This window comes from Paraburkholderia piptadeniae (assembly GCF_900007165.1).
In the GTDB taxonomy this organism is placed as follows: domain Bacteria; phylum Pseudomonadota; class Gammaproteobacteria; order Burkholderiales; family Burkholderiaceae; genus Paraburkholderia; species Paraburkholderia piptadeniae.
On sequence record NZ_CYGY02000007.1, the window covers coordinates 76,219 to 93,180 of the forward strand.

The window sequence follows — 16,962 nt, forward strand, 5'->3', positions numbered from 1 at the left end:
TGATTCTCCATCGCCACATGGATCGACCGCCTATCAAGTTTTCAATTAAGCGCCCGTTAACAAAGCCGCGGCCATACGTTGCTGCCTCTCGCGCTCGTGACGAGCCAGATTCACGGCTCATTTTCGAAAAGACAACCATGAAATTGAAAGATCTGCCCGTGCGAACGGGTTTTATCGCAGTGCTCGCGCTGTTCGGGACGCTGGTTCTGGCGACCGCGTTGTTCGGTATCTATTCTCTGACGAGGACCAATGCGCTGTCCGAGCAGACCAATACCCTCAACGCCGAAACCGTCGACCTCAAGGATGTATATATCAACAATCTGAAGACCCGTAGCGCACTGAGCCGCGCCTACATCGCGCTTTCTGCGAATCCTGCGGACAAGGATACTGCCGTCGCGGCGGCGCAAGGCTACTACGACGTGGCGAAGAAGGCTTTCAGCGCCTTCGAGGCCATCCCCAAGGAGACGGCCGATCAGCAGCAGGCGGCCAATCGCGTGGCCGACGCGTTTCATACGCACGCGAATGCGATCGATCAGCTCTTCAGCGCGATCGGCAAGAACGACGTGACGGCGTATGCGCAGACGAACGAAGGGCCCATGACCAGCACGAGCGCGGCGTTCGGCAAATCGGCGGACGCGTTCTTCACGGTGGCCTCACGTGAATCGGCGCAGTTGCAGAATGCCAAGGCACAGAACGCAACCCTGCTGAAAGGTGTCGCCGTCGGCCTGCTGATACTGTCGTGCACGCTGATCGTGCTCGTCTACTACGCGCTCGATCACACCGTCGTCCTTCCGCTGAGAGAAGCGATGAACGTGCTCGCGCACGTGTCGCGCGGCGACCTGACCGTTGCGATTCGCCATGAATCGACCAACGAGATCGGCAAGCTCTTCGAGTCGATGCGGGAAATGAAGCGCAGCCTGGGCGGCATCGTGCAGGCCGTGCATGGAGGCACCGACACCATTGCGACGGGCGTTCATCAGATGGCGAGCGGCAATACGGACCTGTCCCAGCGTACCGAGGAACAGGCCGCCGCGTTGCAGGAAACCGCCTCGTCGATGGAGCAGTTGACGGACACCGTCCGCCAGAACGCGGACAACGCGAAGCAGGCGACGCAGCTCGTCAGGAGCACCGCGCTCGTCACGGAACAGGGCAATCGCGCGGCCCATGACGTCGTGCTGACGATGCAAGGGCTGTCGGATCTGTCGGGCAAGATCGCGGACATTACGAACGTGATCGAAGGCATCGCGTTCCAGACTAATATCCTGTCGCTCAATGCAGCCGTGGAGGCCGCGCGCGCCGGTGAAGAAGGGCGCGGCTTCGCCGTGGTCGCGAGCGAAGTCCGTTCGCTCGCCCAGCGTAGCGCCGGTGCAGCGAAGGAAATCAAGGAGCGCATCACCGATTCGCTCGGCCGCGTCGAAGCGGGCACGCAGCAGGCCAGACAGGCAAGCCAGGTGATGGCCGATATCCTGACCGCGGTAAACCGGGTCAACGATCTGATGGGCGAAATCGCCGCTGCTTCCGAAGCGCAATCGTCGGGCATCGAGCAGGTCAACCGCGCGATCGCGCAGATGGATCAGGTGACGCAGCAAAACGCCGCACTCGTCGAGCAGGCTTCGGCAGCCGCGCTCGCGCTCGATGAACAGACGGTTTCGCTGAAAAGTTCGGTGTCGGTATTTCGCGTCGAAGTCGCGCGAACCTGACGGGCCCGCTGCGCGTCGCGATGGCGGAGAACGTCTCGAACATGCTGCAACCGTTCGGGGCCGTACCTATCGTCGCGATGCCGGCATCCGCATTTAGCGTGTGATGGGCTATACGGTCGTCACGTTTGCCGTCTCGCTCATGATCTATGCGGTCGCGCTGTGGCTCGTGCCATAACCATTCAGTCGTTGAGATGACCGTTCGCTGCGCGCTTGTGATTCGCTAGAAGCGCGTCGATACCCCGACGCGCGCGAGCGTCTGCGAGCGGTTGCTTGCTGCGGCGCCCGGCTGCAGCAATGCGTTGATCCATGCCTGCGTCACCGCGTTGTCGCCGCTCGCGCGCTGATAGATCGCCTCCCCATAGACGAACGTGCGCTTCGACAGGTGATACTGGAGCGCACCGCTGATCTGATGCGCGCGGTTGTGATCGAGCGTCTCGTTGCCGTGCATGAACGTGTAGTCGAGACCCGCCGACCACGGCCCGCCGATCTCCCACTGCGCGCCCGTCTTGTACACGTCGATCTTCGCGCCCGTCGCCGTGTTCTTCGTGTTCGTGTACAGCAGCATCGCGAGCACGTTGCCGAACCGATAGTGCGCGCCGAACCCGAAGTTGCGGATGCCGTCGTGGCCGTTGCCGAGCTGCGGATACTTGACCTCGACATACGCGGCCCCCAAGCCGAGCGGACCATTTGCGTAATTGAGGCCGAAGCTCATCGTCGAATCCGCCGAGAACGAGCCCGGCACGCCACCGAATCCATACAACGCGCCGAACCGCAGTCCGGAGATTTCGGGGCTGCGGTACTTGACCGAGTTCGGCACGCGCGTTGCGCCCGCCATCCGGTCGAAATCGAATGAGCCCGTCGGGTTGTTGGGCACGCCAAGCGCCGTGAACGGTCCCTGCCGGAAGTCGTAAATGCCACCCGCGAGAAACGCGCCATCAAAGAGCCCGAGCGTCAGCGAATCGAACATGAAGTCGTACTGGCTGCCGAATGTCAACGTGCCAAAGCGGTCGTTCGACAGGCCGACGAATGCAGTGCGATTGAAGAGCTGATTTGCGCCGGGAATCGTCGAGCCGTTGCCGAGATCGAATTGCGCGGTCAGCTCGAACAGCGCCTTGTTGCCGCCGCCGAGGTCCTCGGAACCCTTGAGCGTCAGCAGGTTCGGCGCGTACACGCCGCTGTCGAACAACGTCACCGCGCCGCCATGCTGATTGTTCACGTAGGTGACGCCCGCGTCGATCATGCCCGTCAGCGTCACGCTACTTTGCGCCGACGCGGCCGCCGGAGACGACAAAGCGATTGCGCCGACCCACAGCGAAATTCCCGTTCGTTTCATGCCGACTTTCTCCGATGTCCCGCGTTGCCCTGTTGACTGGCGGCATAGCGTGCCAGAGCCCGAGCATTCACGCCGACGAGGGTCCCGGTTTGACGACGATCGCAAGTCGGGCGCGCCGTTCGTGGTCCCAGTGGCCCTCCTGGTCGAAGGTGGGCACGGAACTCGATGGAGAGAGCCATATCGTTGATCACACGACGATCGAAAGGTCGATGAATGCATCCGGGCGACTCGCCGGCGAAATCGCCACGAAAGAGGCAAACTAGGTTCACCACCCCGCAAGAAAGAGGAGTTCGCCCATGCCCGCTCATTTGCCCAGTCTGAACGATCGCGTCGCCCTCGTCACAGGCGGCTCGCGCGGAATCGGACGCGCCATTTCGATCGCGCTAGCCTCAGCCGGAGCCGCCGTTGCCGTCAATTATCGGCAACGCGAAAACGAAGCCGCTGATGTCGTGGCTGAAATAGAGCGCGCCGGAGGCCGTGCGATCGCGGTGCGCGCCGACGTATCGGCGGCAGATGAAGTCAAAGCGATGATCCAGCAGGTGGAAAGCCGCCTCGGCCCTGTCGATGTGCTCGTAAACAACGCGGGCACCGCGACGATCGTCGACATCGACGATCTCACGGAAGCGGAATTCGATCGAACGCTCGCCGTCAATCTGAAGTCGGCGTTTCTCTGCACGCAAGCCGTCTTGCTCGGCATGCGGGCGAAACGGTGGGGCCGCATCGTCAATCTGTCGTCGGCTGCGGCGCGCGGCGCGGGCCTCGTCGGCATTCACTACAACACGTCGAAAGCCGGCCTAGAGGGCCTCACGCGCGGCTATGCGGCACGGCTCGCGCGCGAAGGGATCACGGTCAACGCCGTTGCGCCCGGACCCATCGACACCGAAATGGCCGGGCCGCTCAAGGCATCGAATGTCGGGGAACGGCTGCCCGTCGGTCGCCTCGGCGAAGCGAGCGAGGTCGCGGATGTCGTGCTGATGATCGTCGGCAACGCATTCATCACGGGCCAGACGATCCCTGTCAACGGCGGCATTAGCTTCATATAGCCGCTTCATATTTGCCGCTTCGTATTTGCCGCTTTGTATTTGCCCTTTCGTATCGCCGCTTCGTTTAGGCTCGTAGCCGCTGCGCTCGCGCGAAAGTGCTAATGCGCGAGCGAACGTTGCACCCGCTTCGTGCGGCCATGCGCTTACGCCTTTCTCTCACATGCGCTCGCAGCAGGATAGGGTTCCTGCAAAGCGATGGAGCCCGTCTCCAGCAGCGACTTGAGATTGGAAATGACCTTGGGCCATCCGCCGGACACCGCGTCGATGAGCTTCGAATGTTCACGCTCGATCGTGTGGGTGATCGAGAGCTTGACGGCCGATCCACTCGGTTCCAGTTCCATCGTGCATAGCGACGCGCCTTCGACCTTCAGCTCCGGCTTGTTCTCGTGCTGCCAGCGGATTACGAGGCGCAGTGGCGGCTCGGCCTCGACGATCTCGCCGGCGTCGAACAGCTGTCCCTCGCTGGACACCAGCTTCCACGCCGATCCCGCCTTCCACTCGCTTTCGCAGTGCATGCCGAACCAGTACTGCTTCATGAACTCCGCGTCGGTCAGCGCCGACCACAGCTTTTCCGGCGTGGTGCGAATGTAGGTCACATAGACAAAGGTCGATCTAGTCATTGCCTTTCTCCAGACGTCGCTTCAGTTTCGAAAGCGCCTTGAGGCGCGGCTTCTCAAACTTGGCAATCCAGCGCTCGTAGATCTCCTGTAGCGGCACCGGATTGAGAAAGTGCAGCTTCTCGCGCCCGCGCCGCACGGTGGCGACCAGATTCGCCGCCTCCAGCAAATCCAGATGCTGCGTGACGCCCTGCCGCGTCATGTCCATGTGTTCGCACAAGTCGTTGAGCGTGCGGCCGTCGTGTGCGTGCAGCAAGTCCAGCAGCTTGCGCCGGCTGGGATCGGCGAGGGCTTTGAACAGCAGGTTGTCATCGGGGCGCTCGGCCATGAACGGCGATATGCAAGTGATCTCTTGCATGAATAATAGGCAAGCAATTGCTTGCATGTCAAGTTGATCGTTTGCGATTGCCGCAACGGACCGCGAAGGGTCGGGGAAACGCTGAACGATCCGCATCATCTGCCTGTGCCGATGATGTGATGTCATTCGCAAAAGCGAGGGCGCTGGGTGTTTAATCAAGCAGCGGCGATCCGGCGAGCGCATCGTCGATCTCGGGCCAGCCCTGCTCGCCGATCAGCGGCACGAAATGCACTTCGCCCAGGTCCTCTTCGTCGAACTGCGTCGCGCTCGCGCGCGCGAGCTTGACGAGCCGCTGACGCTCGCGATGCGTGCCGATGGGCATCACCAGCCTTCCGCCCATCGCGAGCTGGTCCCGCCACGCGGGCGGCACATCGGGCCCGCCCGCTGCCGCGATGATCGCGTCGAACGGCGCACGCGACGCCCAGCCGAGCGTGCCGTCCGCGTCGAGCACATCGATATTGGCGAAGCCGTTGGCAGACAGCGTTTCTCTCGCCGATGCCGCAAGAGACGCATCTCGCTCGATGCTGTCCACATGCGATGCAAGCCGCGACGCGACGGCAGCCGCGTAGCCCGAGCCTGTGCCGATGTCCGGCACGCGATCTTGCGGCGACAGTTCTGCCGCCTCTATCATCCTGGCGACGATGAACGGCTGCGAGATGGTTTGACCGCCCGCGAGCGGCAACGGCGTGTCGCTGTAAGCGAATTCCGTCAAGTGGTGCGGCACGAACACATGCCGCGGCAGCGTGCGCATCGCATCCAGAACACGCGGATCGCGAACACCTCGCGATGCGATCTGACTGTCCACCATTTGCCGCCGCTCGTAATCGAATGCTTCCATTTTTGCAGGGACGTTATTGCCGAATACGTCTGGATTGCGAGCATCGGCTGTTCCCCGAATGTTCTGTCAAATGCCGGGCAGCAGGTCGCGGTCCGCGAATTGCGGGCTCGCTGAAGCAGCGCATCGTTGCTCCTGTATTCCGCACCACTGCCGCCCGACGCGATGGGCCGCGCGCCGCGTACTGCGCGGATGCCGCTCACATCACTCTTCGTCCTCGGGCACGACCTGACCGGGCTCCAGATCCTGGATCTCGACCAGCTCGCCGTCGACGACCATTTCCGCCCCCGCCTCGATCGTCTCGCCCAATACCGGGTCGCCGTCCACGATCAGGCGGATGGGCGTGTCCCCCTCATTGGTCACTCTCACTTTCATCGCAGTGCTCCTTGACGTCGTTAATGTCCGATGATCAACCTGCTCCTGCATGTACCTGCAAGAACGCGGCCCGCTCCTCGCGGCGGATACGTCGCCGCAAGGAGACCATGTGCACCATCCACGACGCGGGCGAACGCTGGAATATGCGTTGCTACACCGACTATATACGGATGGGCGCACGTCGTCAGGCGCCATACCGTTCGCAAAGGAGCTTCGGAGACGAAGCTCATCGCGCGTCATCTGTCTGTCGCGCTCGCGCCGGCAGTATTTGTTGCATTCGGCACAACCGCTTGCAAAAAGGTCGACGACAAGAACGCCAGCAGCAGCATGGTCCCGGGCAGCAGCGGCGTGATGAGCGACACGGCGAGCATGAGCCGCACGCCGGCGCAAGGCGCGGCAGCCAGGGGCGCGAGCGGCAACGCGTCCGCTGCGAGCATGCCGTCCCCATCGAGCGACGCGCACGTCGTCAGCCCGCCTTCGGCGGGTGCAAGTGCCGTGCCTTCCGGGACAGGCCAATAGACCACCAGGATGCAACCGATTGGAGAACCGAGATGCCGATAATCGCCCGAGTAATCGAAACCTTGACGGAAGCCAATGCGGCACGCGACGCCGTACTGCGCTGCGGCGTGCCGCCCGAGTGCGTGACGCTGTGGTCGCAAGCCGACGAAGCCGGCGGCGTGCGCGGCAACTTCCTGACGGGCGACTGCGAAACGGGACGTTCTGAACCTGACGAATACGACCGCAGATTCAAAGACTTCGATACGGGCGCAAGGTTCACGCTCAGCGTGACCGCGAGCGACGAGCAGATGCCTTCAGTCGAAGCTGCGCTTGCGACGAACAAGCATGACGGCCGATGACGCGAAACGCCTGTACCACGTAGTCAGATCCCTTCACGCCGCCTGTTACTTCGCCTCGCGATCGAACGCGGGGCTTCCGTCACCGGCGAGCTTGCTGCCCGCTGCTTCCAGCTTTTTCATCAACACTGCTTTTTGCGTGGCGATTTCCTCGCCGAGCCTCACGAGATCGACACCGCTCTTGAGCAACTCGGGAAACAGAACGGATTCCTCTTCCTCGATGTGATGACGCACGATCTGCGACAGCACTTCGAACGTCGCATCGAAACCGCGATCGCCGGGCTTCAGCGATTCGAACCTGGCGACCAGCGTCTTCATCAGGAAGTGCTCGACGTAGGCTTCATCCACGTCGATTTCCTCTGACTGCTGCAGCGTCTTGTGCGCGGCGGGGTAAAGAATCTCTTCCTCGATCAGCGTATGAACGGTCAGCTCTTCGCATGCGCGCTGCACGACAGCGCGCTTTGCTTCGTGGTCGGTGTCTGCCGTCCGATGGAATGCATCGAAGAGCTGCTCCGCAATGCGATGGTCCGCCTTCAGCACTTCGATGGCGTCGTGTGCCGCGTTTTCCACGGCGGCCCCGGCTGCGAGTTCCTTGTTCGCGTCTTCGCTCATGATTCCCTTCTGGAAAAGTTCTCTAATAACCACACGGTTTAACCCGACGCGGCTTCGATCGAATGAGATTTAGCAAGCGCCATTCCGGGCCTCGCCGTGACGCTTGCCTCTACCGCACGGGCACGGTGATTGCGTGATTGCGCGAAACACAAAGGTCACGAACCGCTCCGGTCATTCCATTCACACCGCGGCCGCGATTGCATTTGTTGCAAGCGACGCGTTGCCGCCAGGAAGGTCTTTTCACAATAGCGGCAATAACGACAATAGCGACGACAGCGGGCCGCAACAACAGGCTGGCATCGCGTATGCGCCTTCTCGCAGATCGCGGCAGGCAGCACTGCGCGCTGCGTTGATAACGTGGGAGAAACTCATGTCACAGCATCCGGCTCGTTCGCAGGATCAACGTCATCCTGGACAACCCAACCCTATCGACATCCAGAAGGCGCTCTCGGGCGTCGACTATCCGACCACGCGCGAGAAGCTCGGCGAACGGGCTCGCCATAATCACGCGAACACGGACATCGTGGATCTGATCGACAAGCTTCCCGATCACAACTACGACAGTCCGGCTGCGGTGTCGAAGGAAATTTCGCGCATCCAGTGATGCAAGCCAGCGTTTCTAACGATGCGCAACGGCGTGCGAGTTCGTGCACCAGCGTCGTCGTACTGACGCACAACCGGGGCTCACGCCTTTTCATCGGCGGCGGAGAAGAACTCGTTGCGCTCGAGTTTCGCCCGCCGCCCGTCGACGATCCGCTATTTTTCGGCGCTGATTCGCGCGACGCCGCGCACGCATGACGCCGTGCGCGATGCTGGAGCGACGGCGTCGATAATGCCGCCGTAGCATTCGCGCCTTCAGGGCACGTCGATGGATGGGCCGCGCCATTCCCTCTGCAGCGTGGCGGCGAGAATCATGTCCAGCGCGTTCAATGGCTTCGCGCCCGCGCGCACGAGCGGCCGGAATACGGGGTCGCCGCGCCGCACGGGCGCACCCGTCAGCCCGCAGACTCCAGCCGTGCGCGCAAAGCCTGCCCGCCACATCTGATCCTGATACCGGCCGAACGTCGAGTCGCTCCACGAAACCAGTATCGTCGACGTGGTCTGCTGCTCGATGCGATCGATCGACGATGCATTCGCAACAGGGGCCCGCGCCGGACGGCAGAGTTCGCGCGACTCCCGCATATCGGGAGCCTGCCCGTGCAACCAGCCGACGATCTGAGACCACGGATCACTGCCGTTCATGTTCGACCTCCTTCGCTGATGCGGACGCTGGCGTTACGCTTCGTCAGCGCCATCCGCCGGCGCGAGCACGACGACGTTCCCGATGCCTTGCCGCGCCATCTTCGTGTAGGGGCACAAACGCTCCGTGTCGTGCACCAGTTGCTCCGCCAGTGTCCGCTCGACACCCGGCAAACGGATGCACGTATTTGCGGCCAGCAGAAACAGGCCATCGACGGGGTCGCGGCTGAACCCGACCGTGACCTCCACCGATGCGCCCGCTATCGGAACGCACACCCGCGCCGCAAGCAGGCTCAGCGCGCAGTGAAAGCAGGCCGCGTACGCAGCCGCGAACAACTGCTCGGGATTCGCGCCGCCGCCTGGTCCGCCGAGCGCTTCGGGCAAGCGCAACTCGAGCGCGAGATTGCCGTCGTCGGAACGCACGATGCCCGACGCGCGCCCATGACCCGCATCGCCGCCCGTCACCGAAACCGTCGCCGAATACAGCGTTTGAGCGTATTTGCCGCTGTACTTGTCGAGCAGGGTCAATGGCGGTGGATGTAGTGCGGTCAAGGCGCGCGTCATCCGTTCAAGCTGTGACTGCCGCTTGTCGCGACGGCCTTGCTGCCGATGAGTCCTGTGCTGCGTGTCACAACGATCTTCATTCACTTCCCTTATGGGCGTGTACGTGGCCGCAAAGCCGCCCCTGCGCACGAGGCGCGAATGGCGAATTGCGAATTGCGAATTGCGCGCGGTCCGTACGTGACTCATCGTAGGCTTGCGCGCCGCCCGGCAGAAGAGCCTCAGAAGCACCCATCGTGTTGCGTCACGGGCACCAATCAGAACCAGTCGGAACCGATCGGAACATCGAGGAAGGTCGACTTCGGGCGCGCCGTCAATCGACGGCGGATTCGAGTTCGGGCATCTCGTGCGTCGTGGCCAGATACTGCAAATCGAGCGCTCTCGTGTGCTCGGTCATGTAGTCGACGAACACGCGGATTCTGGCGGGAAGATGCTTGCGGCTCAGATAGCAGATGTAATGGCCGCCGTCGTCGGGCGCGTATTGCGGCAGGCAGCACAGCAGCCGGCCCTGCTTGAGCAGATCGCACACCTGGTACGCCGGCAGTTGCGCGATGCCCTCGCCGTCGAGCACGGCCTGCAAGATCAGATCGGCGTCGTTGAACGTGTGCTGCGCGGCCGGCTGGCGCCGCTGCGGCAGACCGTCGACCTTGAATTCCCACTCCATGATTCGGCCCGACGTCATGCGCAAGTTGATGCAGTCGTGACGGGCCAGTTCGTCGATATGGCGCGGCAGGCCGTAGGCCTGCGCATACGCGGGCGATGCGCAGACGATCATCTGCATCGGTATCAGCTGGCGCGCGACGATCTCGCTGTCTTCCATGCGTCCGTCGCGAAACGACACGTCGATGCGCTCTGCCGTGAAGTCAGTGGGCCGGTCGTTCAGCAGCAGTTCGAGCGCGATGTCGGGATAGCGCGCGCGAAAACCGCGCAACAACGGCGCGACGATCTTGCGGCCGAAGCCGCGTGTCGAGCCGATGCGCAGACGGCCTCGTGGCGGCCCGTTGCGCAATTCGCGCATGTCTTCCAGCGCCTGCGCAATGCGCTCGACGCCCGGTTGACATTTCTCGTAGAACAGTTCGCCCTCGCGCGTCAGCGACGTGCTGCGCGTCGTGCGAAAAAAGAGCCGCGCATCGAGCTGGGCCTCGAGCTTCTGCACGTTGCGGCTGACGGAAGAGCGGCCGATGCCGAGGCGATCCCCCGCGCGTGCAAAGCTGCCTTCGTTGGCAACGGCCAGAAAGGAAATGACGCCGGCGTAACTGGTCGCAAAGCTGCTGGCGATCGGGTCGTCGGCGCTTGGGGCCGAACTGCGTGGTGGGTAATCTGACATGGCGCATAGTCGGTGGGTCGATATCCGACTAGACGTATGAGCGCCCCGGTTTGTGACACCGTTCGTGAAATTCCACGCAGATTATTTGATCGGCCCGGCTCGCCGCCGGCCGCCGCGCTCACTTTTCCGGAACGAGAATGGGCGAGCCCTTGTCCTTCAGGAACACCACGAGGAACCTGGCCGGCTGTGTCTGGCTCGCGTTGCGCCCGACCGTGTGAACATCGTTCGGGCCTTCATAGAAGCTCTGCCCAGGCTTGAGCGTGACTTCCTTTCCGCCCCGCACCTGCATCACGATCGACCCTTCCAGCACGTAGATGAACCCATGCGCGTAATGCCGATGGACGGGATCGACGGAGCCGGGCGGATATTCGACCGTGATCATCAGCGCTTCCTTGCCCGGATAGTCATCGAGCGGCTTGGTCATCACGGGCGTGACGATGGCTTCGGGCGCCGCGGCGCGGGCCGCCTGCCCCATCAATGCGCCCGTGACGACGAGCAAGGACATGATGGATCTCTTCGAGCGAAACATGGTGCGCTCCTCAAAGACGCGGCCCACGCGCGCGGGCCGAATATGGCGAAAACCGACGGCGCGCCTCAGGCGAGGTTAGCCTTGTCGAGGCCGTATGCCTTGTCCAAGGAACCGGGCACCGTCCTGAACGCGATGTTTGCGCGGTTCCATCCGTTGATAGCCATCACGTCGTACGTCAGGTCGGACAATTCCTTTTCGGAGAACTGGCCGCGCACGCGCTCATAGAGATCGTCGTCCACGCCGTGCTCGGGCAGCTTCGTCAGCACTTCCACCCACGCGAGCGCGGCGCGTTCGCGCGGCGAGAAAAGCGTCGACTCGCGCCACGTCGGAAGATGATGGATGCGCAGCTCGCGCTCGCCGTGAATGCGCGCTTCCTTCACGTGCATGTCGAGGCAGAACGCACATCCGTTGATCTGCGATGCGCGGATCGAAACAAGATCGCGGATCGTCTCTTCGATCGCGCTGTCCTTCAACAGCGTGGTGAATTCGAGGTACTTCTTGAACAGTTCCGGCGACTGCTGAACGTAGTTGATGCGCTGGGTCATGCTGTCTCCTGGCGTCGATGAGAGAAACACCCGCCCTTCCAGGGTGCCATGAGCGGCGATCAGCCGCATAGAGCCATGGTAGGTGTGCGGGGTGCGCGGCGCTAGACACGCGAGCGGGCTCACGCTGTTGCCCGTGAAGCACCAATCGGCGCATCGGCTATCCGGTAGCCCGCGCGTTCACGCGCAGGATGAATCGGCGCTCAGGGATTGCCGTGCGCGGCGGCGATGCGCGCCAGCTTGTCGGGATTGCGCTGGACGTGGATGCTGACAATACGCTGGCCGTCCGTCTCGAACGTCTGCGCCGATTCGAGCTTGCCTTCGAAATAGCGCAGCAGCGCCCATTCGCCGTTGAGCATCACGAGCTTCACGCGAAGCTCGCTCTTGTAGCGCAGCGACGACGCATAGAAAAGCTGCGCGATGCGCCGGCCGCCCAGCATCGGACGCGGAAAGCTGGGCACCTTGCCGCCGCCGTCGCCGATCAGCGTCGCGTCTTCGGCAAGCAGCGTGTTGATCGAGGCGAAGTCGCCGCCCTCGAGCGCCCGCGCGAACGTCTTCAACAGCCGGCGATGCGTCTCGCGCGGCACGGCATGGCGCGGGCGTGCGTCGCGCAGTTGCGCCTTGGCGCGGCTCACCAGCTGACGGCACGCCGCTTCCGTCTTGCCGATGATATCGGCGATGTCGGCATAGTCCGCGTCGAAGACCTCGCGCAGCAGGAAGGCCGCGCGCGCTTCCGGCGTCAGCCGTTCGAGCAGCATCAGAAAGGCCACGGAGACATCGTCGGCGCGCTCGGTCATTTCCTCGGGCGTCGCCGGCGGCTCCGTCAGCAGCGGCTCGGGCAACCAGATGCCCGCGTAGTGTTCGCGCTGGATCTTCGCCGCGCGCAGACGGTCGATCGACATTCTCGTCGTGACCGCGACGAGCCAGGCTTCCGCATTGTCGATGCCCTCGCGGGCCGCCGAATGCCAGCGCAGCCACACGTCCTGCACGATATCCTCGGCTTCGGCCACTGACCCCAGCATTCGATACGCAATCTTCTGCAAACGCGGGCGAAGTTGGCCAAAGGCATGCGCGTCGTCGTCCATCACGGTTTCCTCTCTTGCACCGAAAAGCCCAAACGCCGCACGAACATCGTGCGGGCAGTCGAATATTGCCATGGGAACTGTTACGACTTGAGCGGTCGAATCAGCCGGGCGCGTGGGCAGCGCGGCAAGGACGTTCCGAGATGGACATGGCTTTCAGGCCGCGGCGGGGATATCGCAGGCAGCGTCGGGCGCGCCGCCCTCAAAAGCGACAGGGCGCGTGTCACTTCACGCGCCCTGTCCGGTGCTGCTTTTTCTTCTGATCAGCCGTTGACTGCTTCGCACTCGCGAGTTGCCGGCTTGCTCTTGCGGCGCAGTTCTTCCGTCGTTTCGCCGCCGCCATCGGGCAGCCAGCCGGGCGGCTGGATCACGTGGTTGATCGCGATCCACACGCTCTTCGCCTTCACGACGTCACGAACCAGCGTCGCCCAGTGCTCGAACTCGACGACGAACGGATTGCGCGACGTGGTCGGCGTAACGAGACCGTAGCGGCAGGGCTCGTCGGCGCGTTCTTCGACGTAGGTGCCGAACAGCCGGTCGAAGACGATCAGCACGCCGCCGTAGTTCGCATCCAGATAGTCGACATTCGACGCATGGTGCACGCGGTGCGAGGACGGCGTGTTGAACACGTACTCGAGCCAGCCGAGCTTCGGAATCCACGTCGTATGCAGCCAGAACTGATACAGCAGGTTGATGGAGAGCGTCATCAGCACGACTTCAGGACGCACGCCGAGCCAGACGAGCGGCACGAAGAACACGGCCGCACCCGACACCTTGCCCGTGATGCCGAGACGGTACGCGGTGGAGAGCGTCAGCTGGTTCGGCGAATGGTGCACGGCGTGCGTGGCCCAGAAGTAGCGCACGCGATGCGACGCACGGTGATACCAGTAGTAGCAGAACTCCTGGCCGACGAAGAGCGCCAGCACCATCAGCGCGCTATTGAGTTCCACCGTGAAGAGGCGGTGATCCCAGGCGAAGGCGAAAACTGGCGCCGCGAGCGAGAGCGGCAGCAGCGCGAGCAGCTTGCGCGAGATCAGATCGATGATCGACAGCCAGACTTCGTGCCATGCAAATGGCGTGGCCGTATTGCGGTTTTTGTAGGTGAGCCAGACAGCTTCGATCATCGATACGGCGATGACGAAAGCCGTGACGTACAACGTGAATTTTCCAAGATTTTCCATGACGATGCCATAACGGTGGTGGCGGGAGGTATCGTCTGCGGTGAAGTGGTGGATCAAGTGCATCGCATCCGATACGCGCACTGTAGTGACGGACGCCGTTACAGGCTATGCGGAAGTTATTTCACCGTGTGTCATCGGGCGGAGAGCCTTTCGGGGCGGGCGTCGCAGGCGCTTTCGACACGCGATGGAATGTGCCGGAACTGCGCGGCCTTGGGGGCGTTGGATGGCGTGCACCGCTATGTGCCCGGCCGGAGGGAATTTGCGCGTCGGAATGCGCTTCGTGGACAGGCCGGTTGCATCGCCAAAGAGCCTGAGCTTCGGATGCAACCGCTGTCGTTCGTCAGATCATTCGGATGTACGGGGGCAACGGCTGGTGAAATGCGTTGCCTCATCAGCAGCGCCCGCTAACGATGCAGCGGGCGCCTTGTCGATGCGAACCTGCGCGATCACGACATGGGCACGCTTTTCGGGAAGTCCCATTTGCCGTTGAGCACTTCGGGGCGCGGACGATAGAGACGTACCGTGTAGTTCCAGCCCGGCTCGATCGGCAGGCAGTTGTCGCGCTTGCCGTCGCATCCGCCGAACTGCACGTCTACCGCGCCGTCAGCCGCTTTCTTCGCGACGACGCTATTGATCGTGTAGGCGTTCAACGGATTCGGGTCGATATAGCCCGACGCGTTATAGACCGTGACCGACCAGAAGCCATCCACAGGGACATCGCGTACGTGAAGCCTGTACGACGTCTTGCCATCGTTCTTTGGCGGCGTGACGGTCAGATAGATCGCATCCTTGTCGGGATTGCCGCCCCAGAGCACGGCTGTCCCGATGAGATGGCGTATCGGCGAAACCTCGCCCTTCCGGCCGAAAGCGTCCCTCGCGTCCGGCACGGTCGAACCCAGGACCCTGAGCGCGTCACGCACCTTCTTGAGGCTGACGGGGTCCCAATTGGGCACTTCGAGCTGGCCCGCGCCGCGCTGCTCGACCTTTATTCCGTCCTGCAGCGCATGAGCCTGCTTGAGATCCGCGGGATCTGCGGGATCGACCAGCGTTCGGACCGCCAACAGCACGTAGCGCGTACCGATCTTGTCTTTCGTGAGCGTGTACTTGCCCCCGTCGTAGACCACTTGCTGCGCGTAATGATCTTCGTTGATGACGATCATCGAGCGGAAACGCTTGCCCGCATCGGGAAGATCGATCGTGACGGGGCCTGCGTCGAGATCGAATACCGCGGTCGAATACAGCGTGTCGCGATTGACGCGCACGACGATTTGCCGGTTCAACGGAGCGAGTTCGCGAAGATGTCCGAAACGCCCAAGGCCGTTCAATTTGACGACCGCGGCGAACTCCATGTCTGACTCGGCACGGACGAAATTGTCTACGGTCACGGGTACTGTCGGCGTTGACGATCCGACCGTCTGCGCCGATGCCTGCAAGGCACCGCACACCAGAGTCAGTCCGAGAAAGAAGCGCTGTACGGAGAACATCGGAACTCCTGAAACGAGAGAGATGGGTGGACACGCCCGCCCACACTGCGGGACCGATAAACGGAGATACGTCAGGTAGATTAGTACGGCCGGTGCGAGGCGGACCCCTGCCGTTTCGAGGGGTGAGAACAACACAGACGCGGGGTTCGGCCTGACAGGCACAGCGAATGCTCTACCTGCATCGTGTCGTCGCCAACTGCGCATCGCCAACTGCGGAGTCATCGCGGAAAAGCACGTCGGCCGGTGATTCCGGCCACCCGTCCGGATCGGCCAGGAAGATGGCGAGCGTTTTCATAGCTCAAAGGCTTACGATAGAAAACCTGGTACACCGCTATTGCCGTGGAACCAGGGGGTCGAACACGCAGAACGGTCCCGCGGCTCATTTCGATGAGCACTCCGCAAGGAGACGCCACATGAACGTAGTGAATGGAAGGATCAGACGAATCGATCCGCAGCGTGTTGCAATGTTCAGACAGACCAAGCTTGCGCATTCGGGTGCAAGTAGCCCGGATGCAGACATCAAGGCCGCGCCGCCTGCGCGCGGCAGACGCCTTGCGCTTTGGGTTGCGTCGGCAAGCGCATTGGCTGTTGGGGTCATGGGTATCGTCGCGTATGGCGATCGGTTCGACTCTGATCAGGCGCTCAGGATCATCGGACCCACCTCGCCGGCGCAACACGCGGCCTGGTCCGGTCATGTCGCGCTACCATCGTCGCCTCCCGCTCGCGGAACTGCGGTTGCCAGTACCGAGCCCGCCCCGCCTGTGTCTTCCGCTCCGCCTGTGTCTTCCGCTCCGTCTGATCACCGCGGTGAACCTACTCCGGATTCTGCTGTGCCGCAGTCGGTTACACGAGGGCCTGGTCAAGCAAGCCATGCCGCCACACAGAATCGCCACCATTCGGCGCCGCACGTGAAAGCAGTCACGCGGCATGCGCCCGGGATCACCCGACCCACATCGCCAACGCAACAAGCGTCTTCGTCCGGTCAAGTCGCGAGATCATCGTCACCTCCTGCCCGGGGAACTGCATCTGGCAGTGCCGAGCTCGCCTCGCCCGAGTCTTCCGCTTCGTTCGATCAGCGCGGCGCACCTTCTCCGGATTCTGCTTCACCCCAGCTGGCTGAAGGACAGCCTGCAGGCGGTCACGGCGGAGGTGATTCGGGTGCAGGCGGTTCGGGTGTAGGTGGTTCGAGTGCTGGCGGTTCGGGCGCAGGTGGTTCGGGTGCTGGCGCAGGCGGGTTGGGTGCTGGCGCGGGCAGTTCGGGCGCTGGCGCAGGCGGTCATGGCGCAGGCG

At 62.7% G+C, this 16,962-nt stretch carries 19 protein-coding genes and 1 pseudogene; 4 read left to right on the forward strand and 16 right to left on the reverse strand.

Annotated elements, in window-relative coordinates:
- Positions 1-137: 137 nt before the first annotated feature.
- On the forward strand, positions 138-1,700 hold the full coding sequence (locus BN2476_RS02270; protein ID WP_087732537.1) for a methyl-accepting chemotaxis protein: 1,563 nt from the start codon (positions 138-140) through the stop codon (positions 1,698-1,700).
- A 220-nt stretch (positions 1,701-1,920) separates the two neighbouring features.
- Here the strand turns inward: BN2476_RS02270 and BN2476_RS02275 are convergent, their stop codons facing one another.
- Positions 1,921-3,033 carry a porin gene (locus tag BN2476_RS02275; protein ID WP_087732538.1) on the reverse strand — a complete coding sequence of 371 codons (1,113 nt, stop codon included), beginning with the start codon at positions 3,031-3,033 and terminating at the stop codon, positions 1,921-1,923.
- 296 nt (positions 3,034-3,329) lie between these two features.
- On the opposite strand from BN2476_RS02275, the gene BN2476_RS02285 reads away from it, so the two are divergent.
- On the forward strand, positions 3,330-4,076 hold the full coding sequence (locus tag BN2476_RS02285) for an SDR family NAD(P)-dependent oxidoreductase (protein ID WP_087732540.1): 747 nt from the start codon (positions 3,330-3,332) through the stop codon (positions 4,074-4,076).
- Between the two features lie 143 nt (positions 4,077-4,219).
- Here the strand turns inward: BN2476_RS02285 and BN2476_RS02290 are convergent, their stop codons facing one another.
- The 5 genes and pseudogenes from BN2476_RS02290 to BN2476_RS02305 form a co-directional block, all read right to left on the reverse strand.
- Complete coding sequence (locus tag BN2476_RS02290) at positions 4,220-4,696, reverse strand: SRPBCC family protein (RefSeq protein ID WP_087732541.1); 477 nt, start codon at positions 4,694-4,696, stop codon at positions 4,220-4,222.
- Entirely contained in the window at positions 4,689-5,021 is a 333-nt protein-coding gene (locus tag BN2476_RS02295; protein WP_087732560.1) for an ArsR/SmtB family transcription factor, read from the reverse strand. The genes BN2476_RS02290 and BN2476_RS02295 overlap by 8 nt, the downstream gene beginning before the upstream one ends.
- Before the next feature lie 214 nt (positions 5,022-5,235).
- Positions 5,236-5,889, reverse strand: a pseudogene (locus BN2476_RS02300) (protein-L-isoaspartate(D-aspartate) O-methyltransferase); the annotation flags it as partial.
- 201 nt (positions 5,890-6,090) lie between these two features.
- Entirely contained in the window at positions 6,091-6,261 is a 171-nt protein-coding gene (locus BN2476_RS46345) for a hypothetical protein (protein ID WP_160111662.1), read from the reverse strand.
- Between the two features lie 236 nt (positions 6,262-6,497).
- Complete coding sequence (locus BN2476_RS02305) at positions 6,498-6,785, reverse strand: hypothetical protein (RefSeq protein ID WP_087732543.1); 288 nt, start codon at positions 6,783-6,785, stop codon at positions 6,498-6,500.
- Between the two features lie 27 nt (positions 6,786-6,812).
- Between BN2476_RS02305 and BN2476_RS02310 the strand changes: the two genes are divergently transcribed.
- Entirely contained in the window at positions 6,813-7,118 is a 306-nt protein-coding gene (locus BN2476_RS02310) for a hypothetical protein (RefSeq protein WP_143810883.1), read from the forward strand.
- Positions 7,119-7,163: 45 nt separating this feature from the next.
- Here the strand turns inward: BN2476_RS02310 and BN2476_RS02315 are convergent, their stop codons facing one another.
- Positions 7,164-7,727, reverse strand: a complete 564-nt coding sequence (locus BN2476_RS02315) for a hemerythrin domain-containing protein (protein WP_087732545.1) — start codon at positions 7,725-7,727, stop codon at positions 7,164-7,166.
- Between the two features lie 370 nt (positions 7,728-8,097).
- Between BN2476_RS02315 and BN2476_RS02320 the strand changes: the two genes are divergently transcribed.
- On the forward strand, positions 8,098-8,331 hold the full coding sequence (locus tag BN2476_RS02320; protein WP_087732561.1) for a DUF2795 domain-containing protein: 234 nt from the start codon (positions 8,098-8,100) through the stop codon (positions 8,329-8,331).
- 251 nt (positions 8,332-8,582) lie between these two features.
- On the opposite strand, the gene BN2476_RS02330 is transcribed toward BN2476_RS02320, so the two are convergent.
- The 9 genes from BN2476_RS02330 to BN2476_RS47645 all read right to left on the reverse strand — a co-directional run.
- Positions 8,583-8,969 (reverse strand): DUF3331 domain-containing protein, encoded by a 387-nt coding sequence (locus BN2476_RS02330; RefSeq protein ID WP_087732547.1) that lies wholly within the window; start codon positions 8,967-8,969, stop codon positions 8,583-8,585.
- Between the two features lie 33 nt (positions 8,970-9,002).
- Entirely contained in the window at positions 9,003-9,518 is a 516-nt protein-coding gene (locus BN2476_RS02335; protein ID WP_087732562.1) for an Ohr family peroxiredoxin, read from the reverse strand.
- Positions 9,519-9,840: 322 nt separating this feature from the next.
- Entirely contained in the window at positions 9,841-10,854 is a 1,014-nt protein-coding gene (locus BN2476_RS02340; RefSeq protein WP_087732548.1) for a LysR family transcriptional regulator, read from the reverse strand.
- Between the two features lie 118 nt (positions 10,855-10,972).
- Positions 10,973-11,383 (reverse strand): cupin domain-containing protein, encoded by a 411-nt coding sequence (locus BN2476_RS02345; RefSeq protein ID WP_087732563.1) that lies wholly within the window; start codon positions 11,381-11,383, stop codon positions 10,973-10,975.
- Between the two features lie 65 nt (positions 11,384-11,448).
- Positions 11,449-11,928 carry a carboxymuconolactone decarboxylase family protein gene (locus BN2476_RS02350; RefSeq protein ID WP_087732549.1) on the reverse strand — a complete coding sequence of 160 codons (480 nt, stop codon included), beginning with the start codon at positions 11,926-11,928 and terminating at the stop codon, positions 11,449-11,451.
- Positions 11,929-12,128: 200 nt separating this feature from the next.
- A complete protein-coding gene (locus BN2476_RS02355; protein WP_087732564.1) occupies positions 12,129-13,010 on the reverse strand; it encodes an RNA polymerase sigma-70 factor in 882 nt (293 codons plus the stop codon).
- 260 nt (positions 13,011-13,270) lie between these two features.
- Positions 13,271-14,188, reverse strand: a complete 918-nt coding sequence (locus BN2476_RS02360) for a sterol desaturase family protein (protein WP_087732550.1) — start codon at positions 14,186-14,188, stop codon at positions 13,271-13,273.
- Between the two features lie 446 nt (positions 14,189-14,634).
- Complete coding sequence (locus BN2476_RS02365) at positions 14,635-15,672, reverse strand: DUF1254 domain-containing protein (protein ID WP_087732551.1); 1,038 nt, start codon at positions 15,670-15,672, stop codon at positions 14,635-14,637.
- A gap of 939 nt (positions 15,673-16,611) precedes the next feature.
- A partial coding sequence (locus BN2476_RS47645) for a hypothetical protein (RefSeq protein WP_218274495.1) occupies positions 16,612-16,962 on the reverse strand: 351 nt, incomplete at its 5' end.

What these genes read in the sequence shown, in the direction of transcription:
- BN2476_RS02270 (WP_087732537.1), top strand. Translation starts at nt 138, where the DNA reads ATGAAATTGAAAGATCTGCCCGTGCGAACGGGTTTTATCGCAGTGCTC.
- BN2476_RS02275 (WP_087732538.1), bottom strand. Translation starts at nt 3,033, where the DNA reads ATGAAACGAACGGGAATTTCGCTGTGGGTCGGCGCAATCGCTTTGTCG.
- BN2476_RS02285 (WP_087732540.1), top strand. Translation starts at nt 3,330, where the DNA reads ATGCCCGCTCATTTGCCCAGTCTGAACGATCGCGTCGCCCTCGTCACA.
- BN2476_RS02290 (WP_087732541.1), bottom strand. Translation starts at nt 4,696, where the DNA reads ATGACTAGATCGACCTTTGTCTATGTGACCTACATTCGCACCACGCCG.
- BN2476_RS02295 (WP_087732560.1), bottom strand. Translation starts at nt 5,021, where the DNA reads ATGGCCGAGCGCCCCGATGACAACCTGCTGTTCAAAGCCCTCGCCGAT.
- BN2476_RS46345 (WP_160111662.1), bottom strand. Translation starts at nt 6,261, where the DNA reads ATGAAAGTGAGAGTGACCAATGAGGGGGACACGCCCATCCGCCTGATC.
- BN2476_RS02310 (WP_143810883.1), top strand. Translation starts at nt 6,813, where the DNA reads ATGCCGATAATCGCCCGAGTAATCGAAACCTTGACGGAAGCCAATGCG.
- BN2476_RS02315 (WP_087732545.1), bottom strand. Translation starts at nt 7,727, where the DNA reads ATGAGCGAAGACGCGAACAAGGAACTCGCAGCCGGGGCCGCCGTGGAA.
- BN2476_RS02320 (WP_087732561.1), top strand. Translation starts at nt 8,098, where the DNA reads ATGTCACAGCATCCGGCTCGTTCGCAGGATCAACGTCATCCTGGACAA.
- BN2476_RS02330 (WP_087732547.1), bottom strand. Translation starts at nt 8,969, where the DNA reads ATGAACGGCAGTGATCCGTGGTCTCAGATCGTCGGCTGGTTGCACGGG.
- BN2476_RS02340 (WP_087732548.1), bottom strand. Translation starts at nt 10,854, where the DNA reads ATGTCAGATTACCCACCACGCAGTTCGGCCCCAAGCGCCGACGACCCG.
- BN2476_RS02345 (WP_087732563.1), bottom strand. Translation starts at nt 11,383, where the DNA reads ATGTTTCGCTCGAAGAGATCCATCATGTCCTTGCTCGTCGTCACGGGC.
- BN2476_RS02350 (WP_087732549.1), bottom strand. Translation starts at nt 11,928, where the DNA reads ATGACCCAGCGCATCAACTACGTTCAGCAGTCGCCGGAACTGTTCAAG.
- BN2476_RS02355 (WP_087732564.1), bottom strand. Translation starts at nt 13,010, where the DNA reads ATGGACGACGACGCGCATGCCTTTGGCCAACTTCGCCCGCGTTTGCAG.
- BN2476_RS02360 (WP_087732550.1), bottom strand. Translation starts at nt 14,188, where the DNA reads ATGGAAAATCTTGGAAAATTCACGTTGTACGTCACGGCTTTCGTCATC.
- BN2476_RS02365 (WP_087732551.1), bottom strand. Translation starts at nt 15,672, where the DNA reads ATGTTCTCCGTACAGCGCTTCTTTCTCGGACTGACTCTGGTGTGCGGT.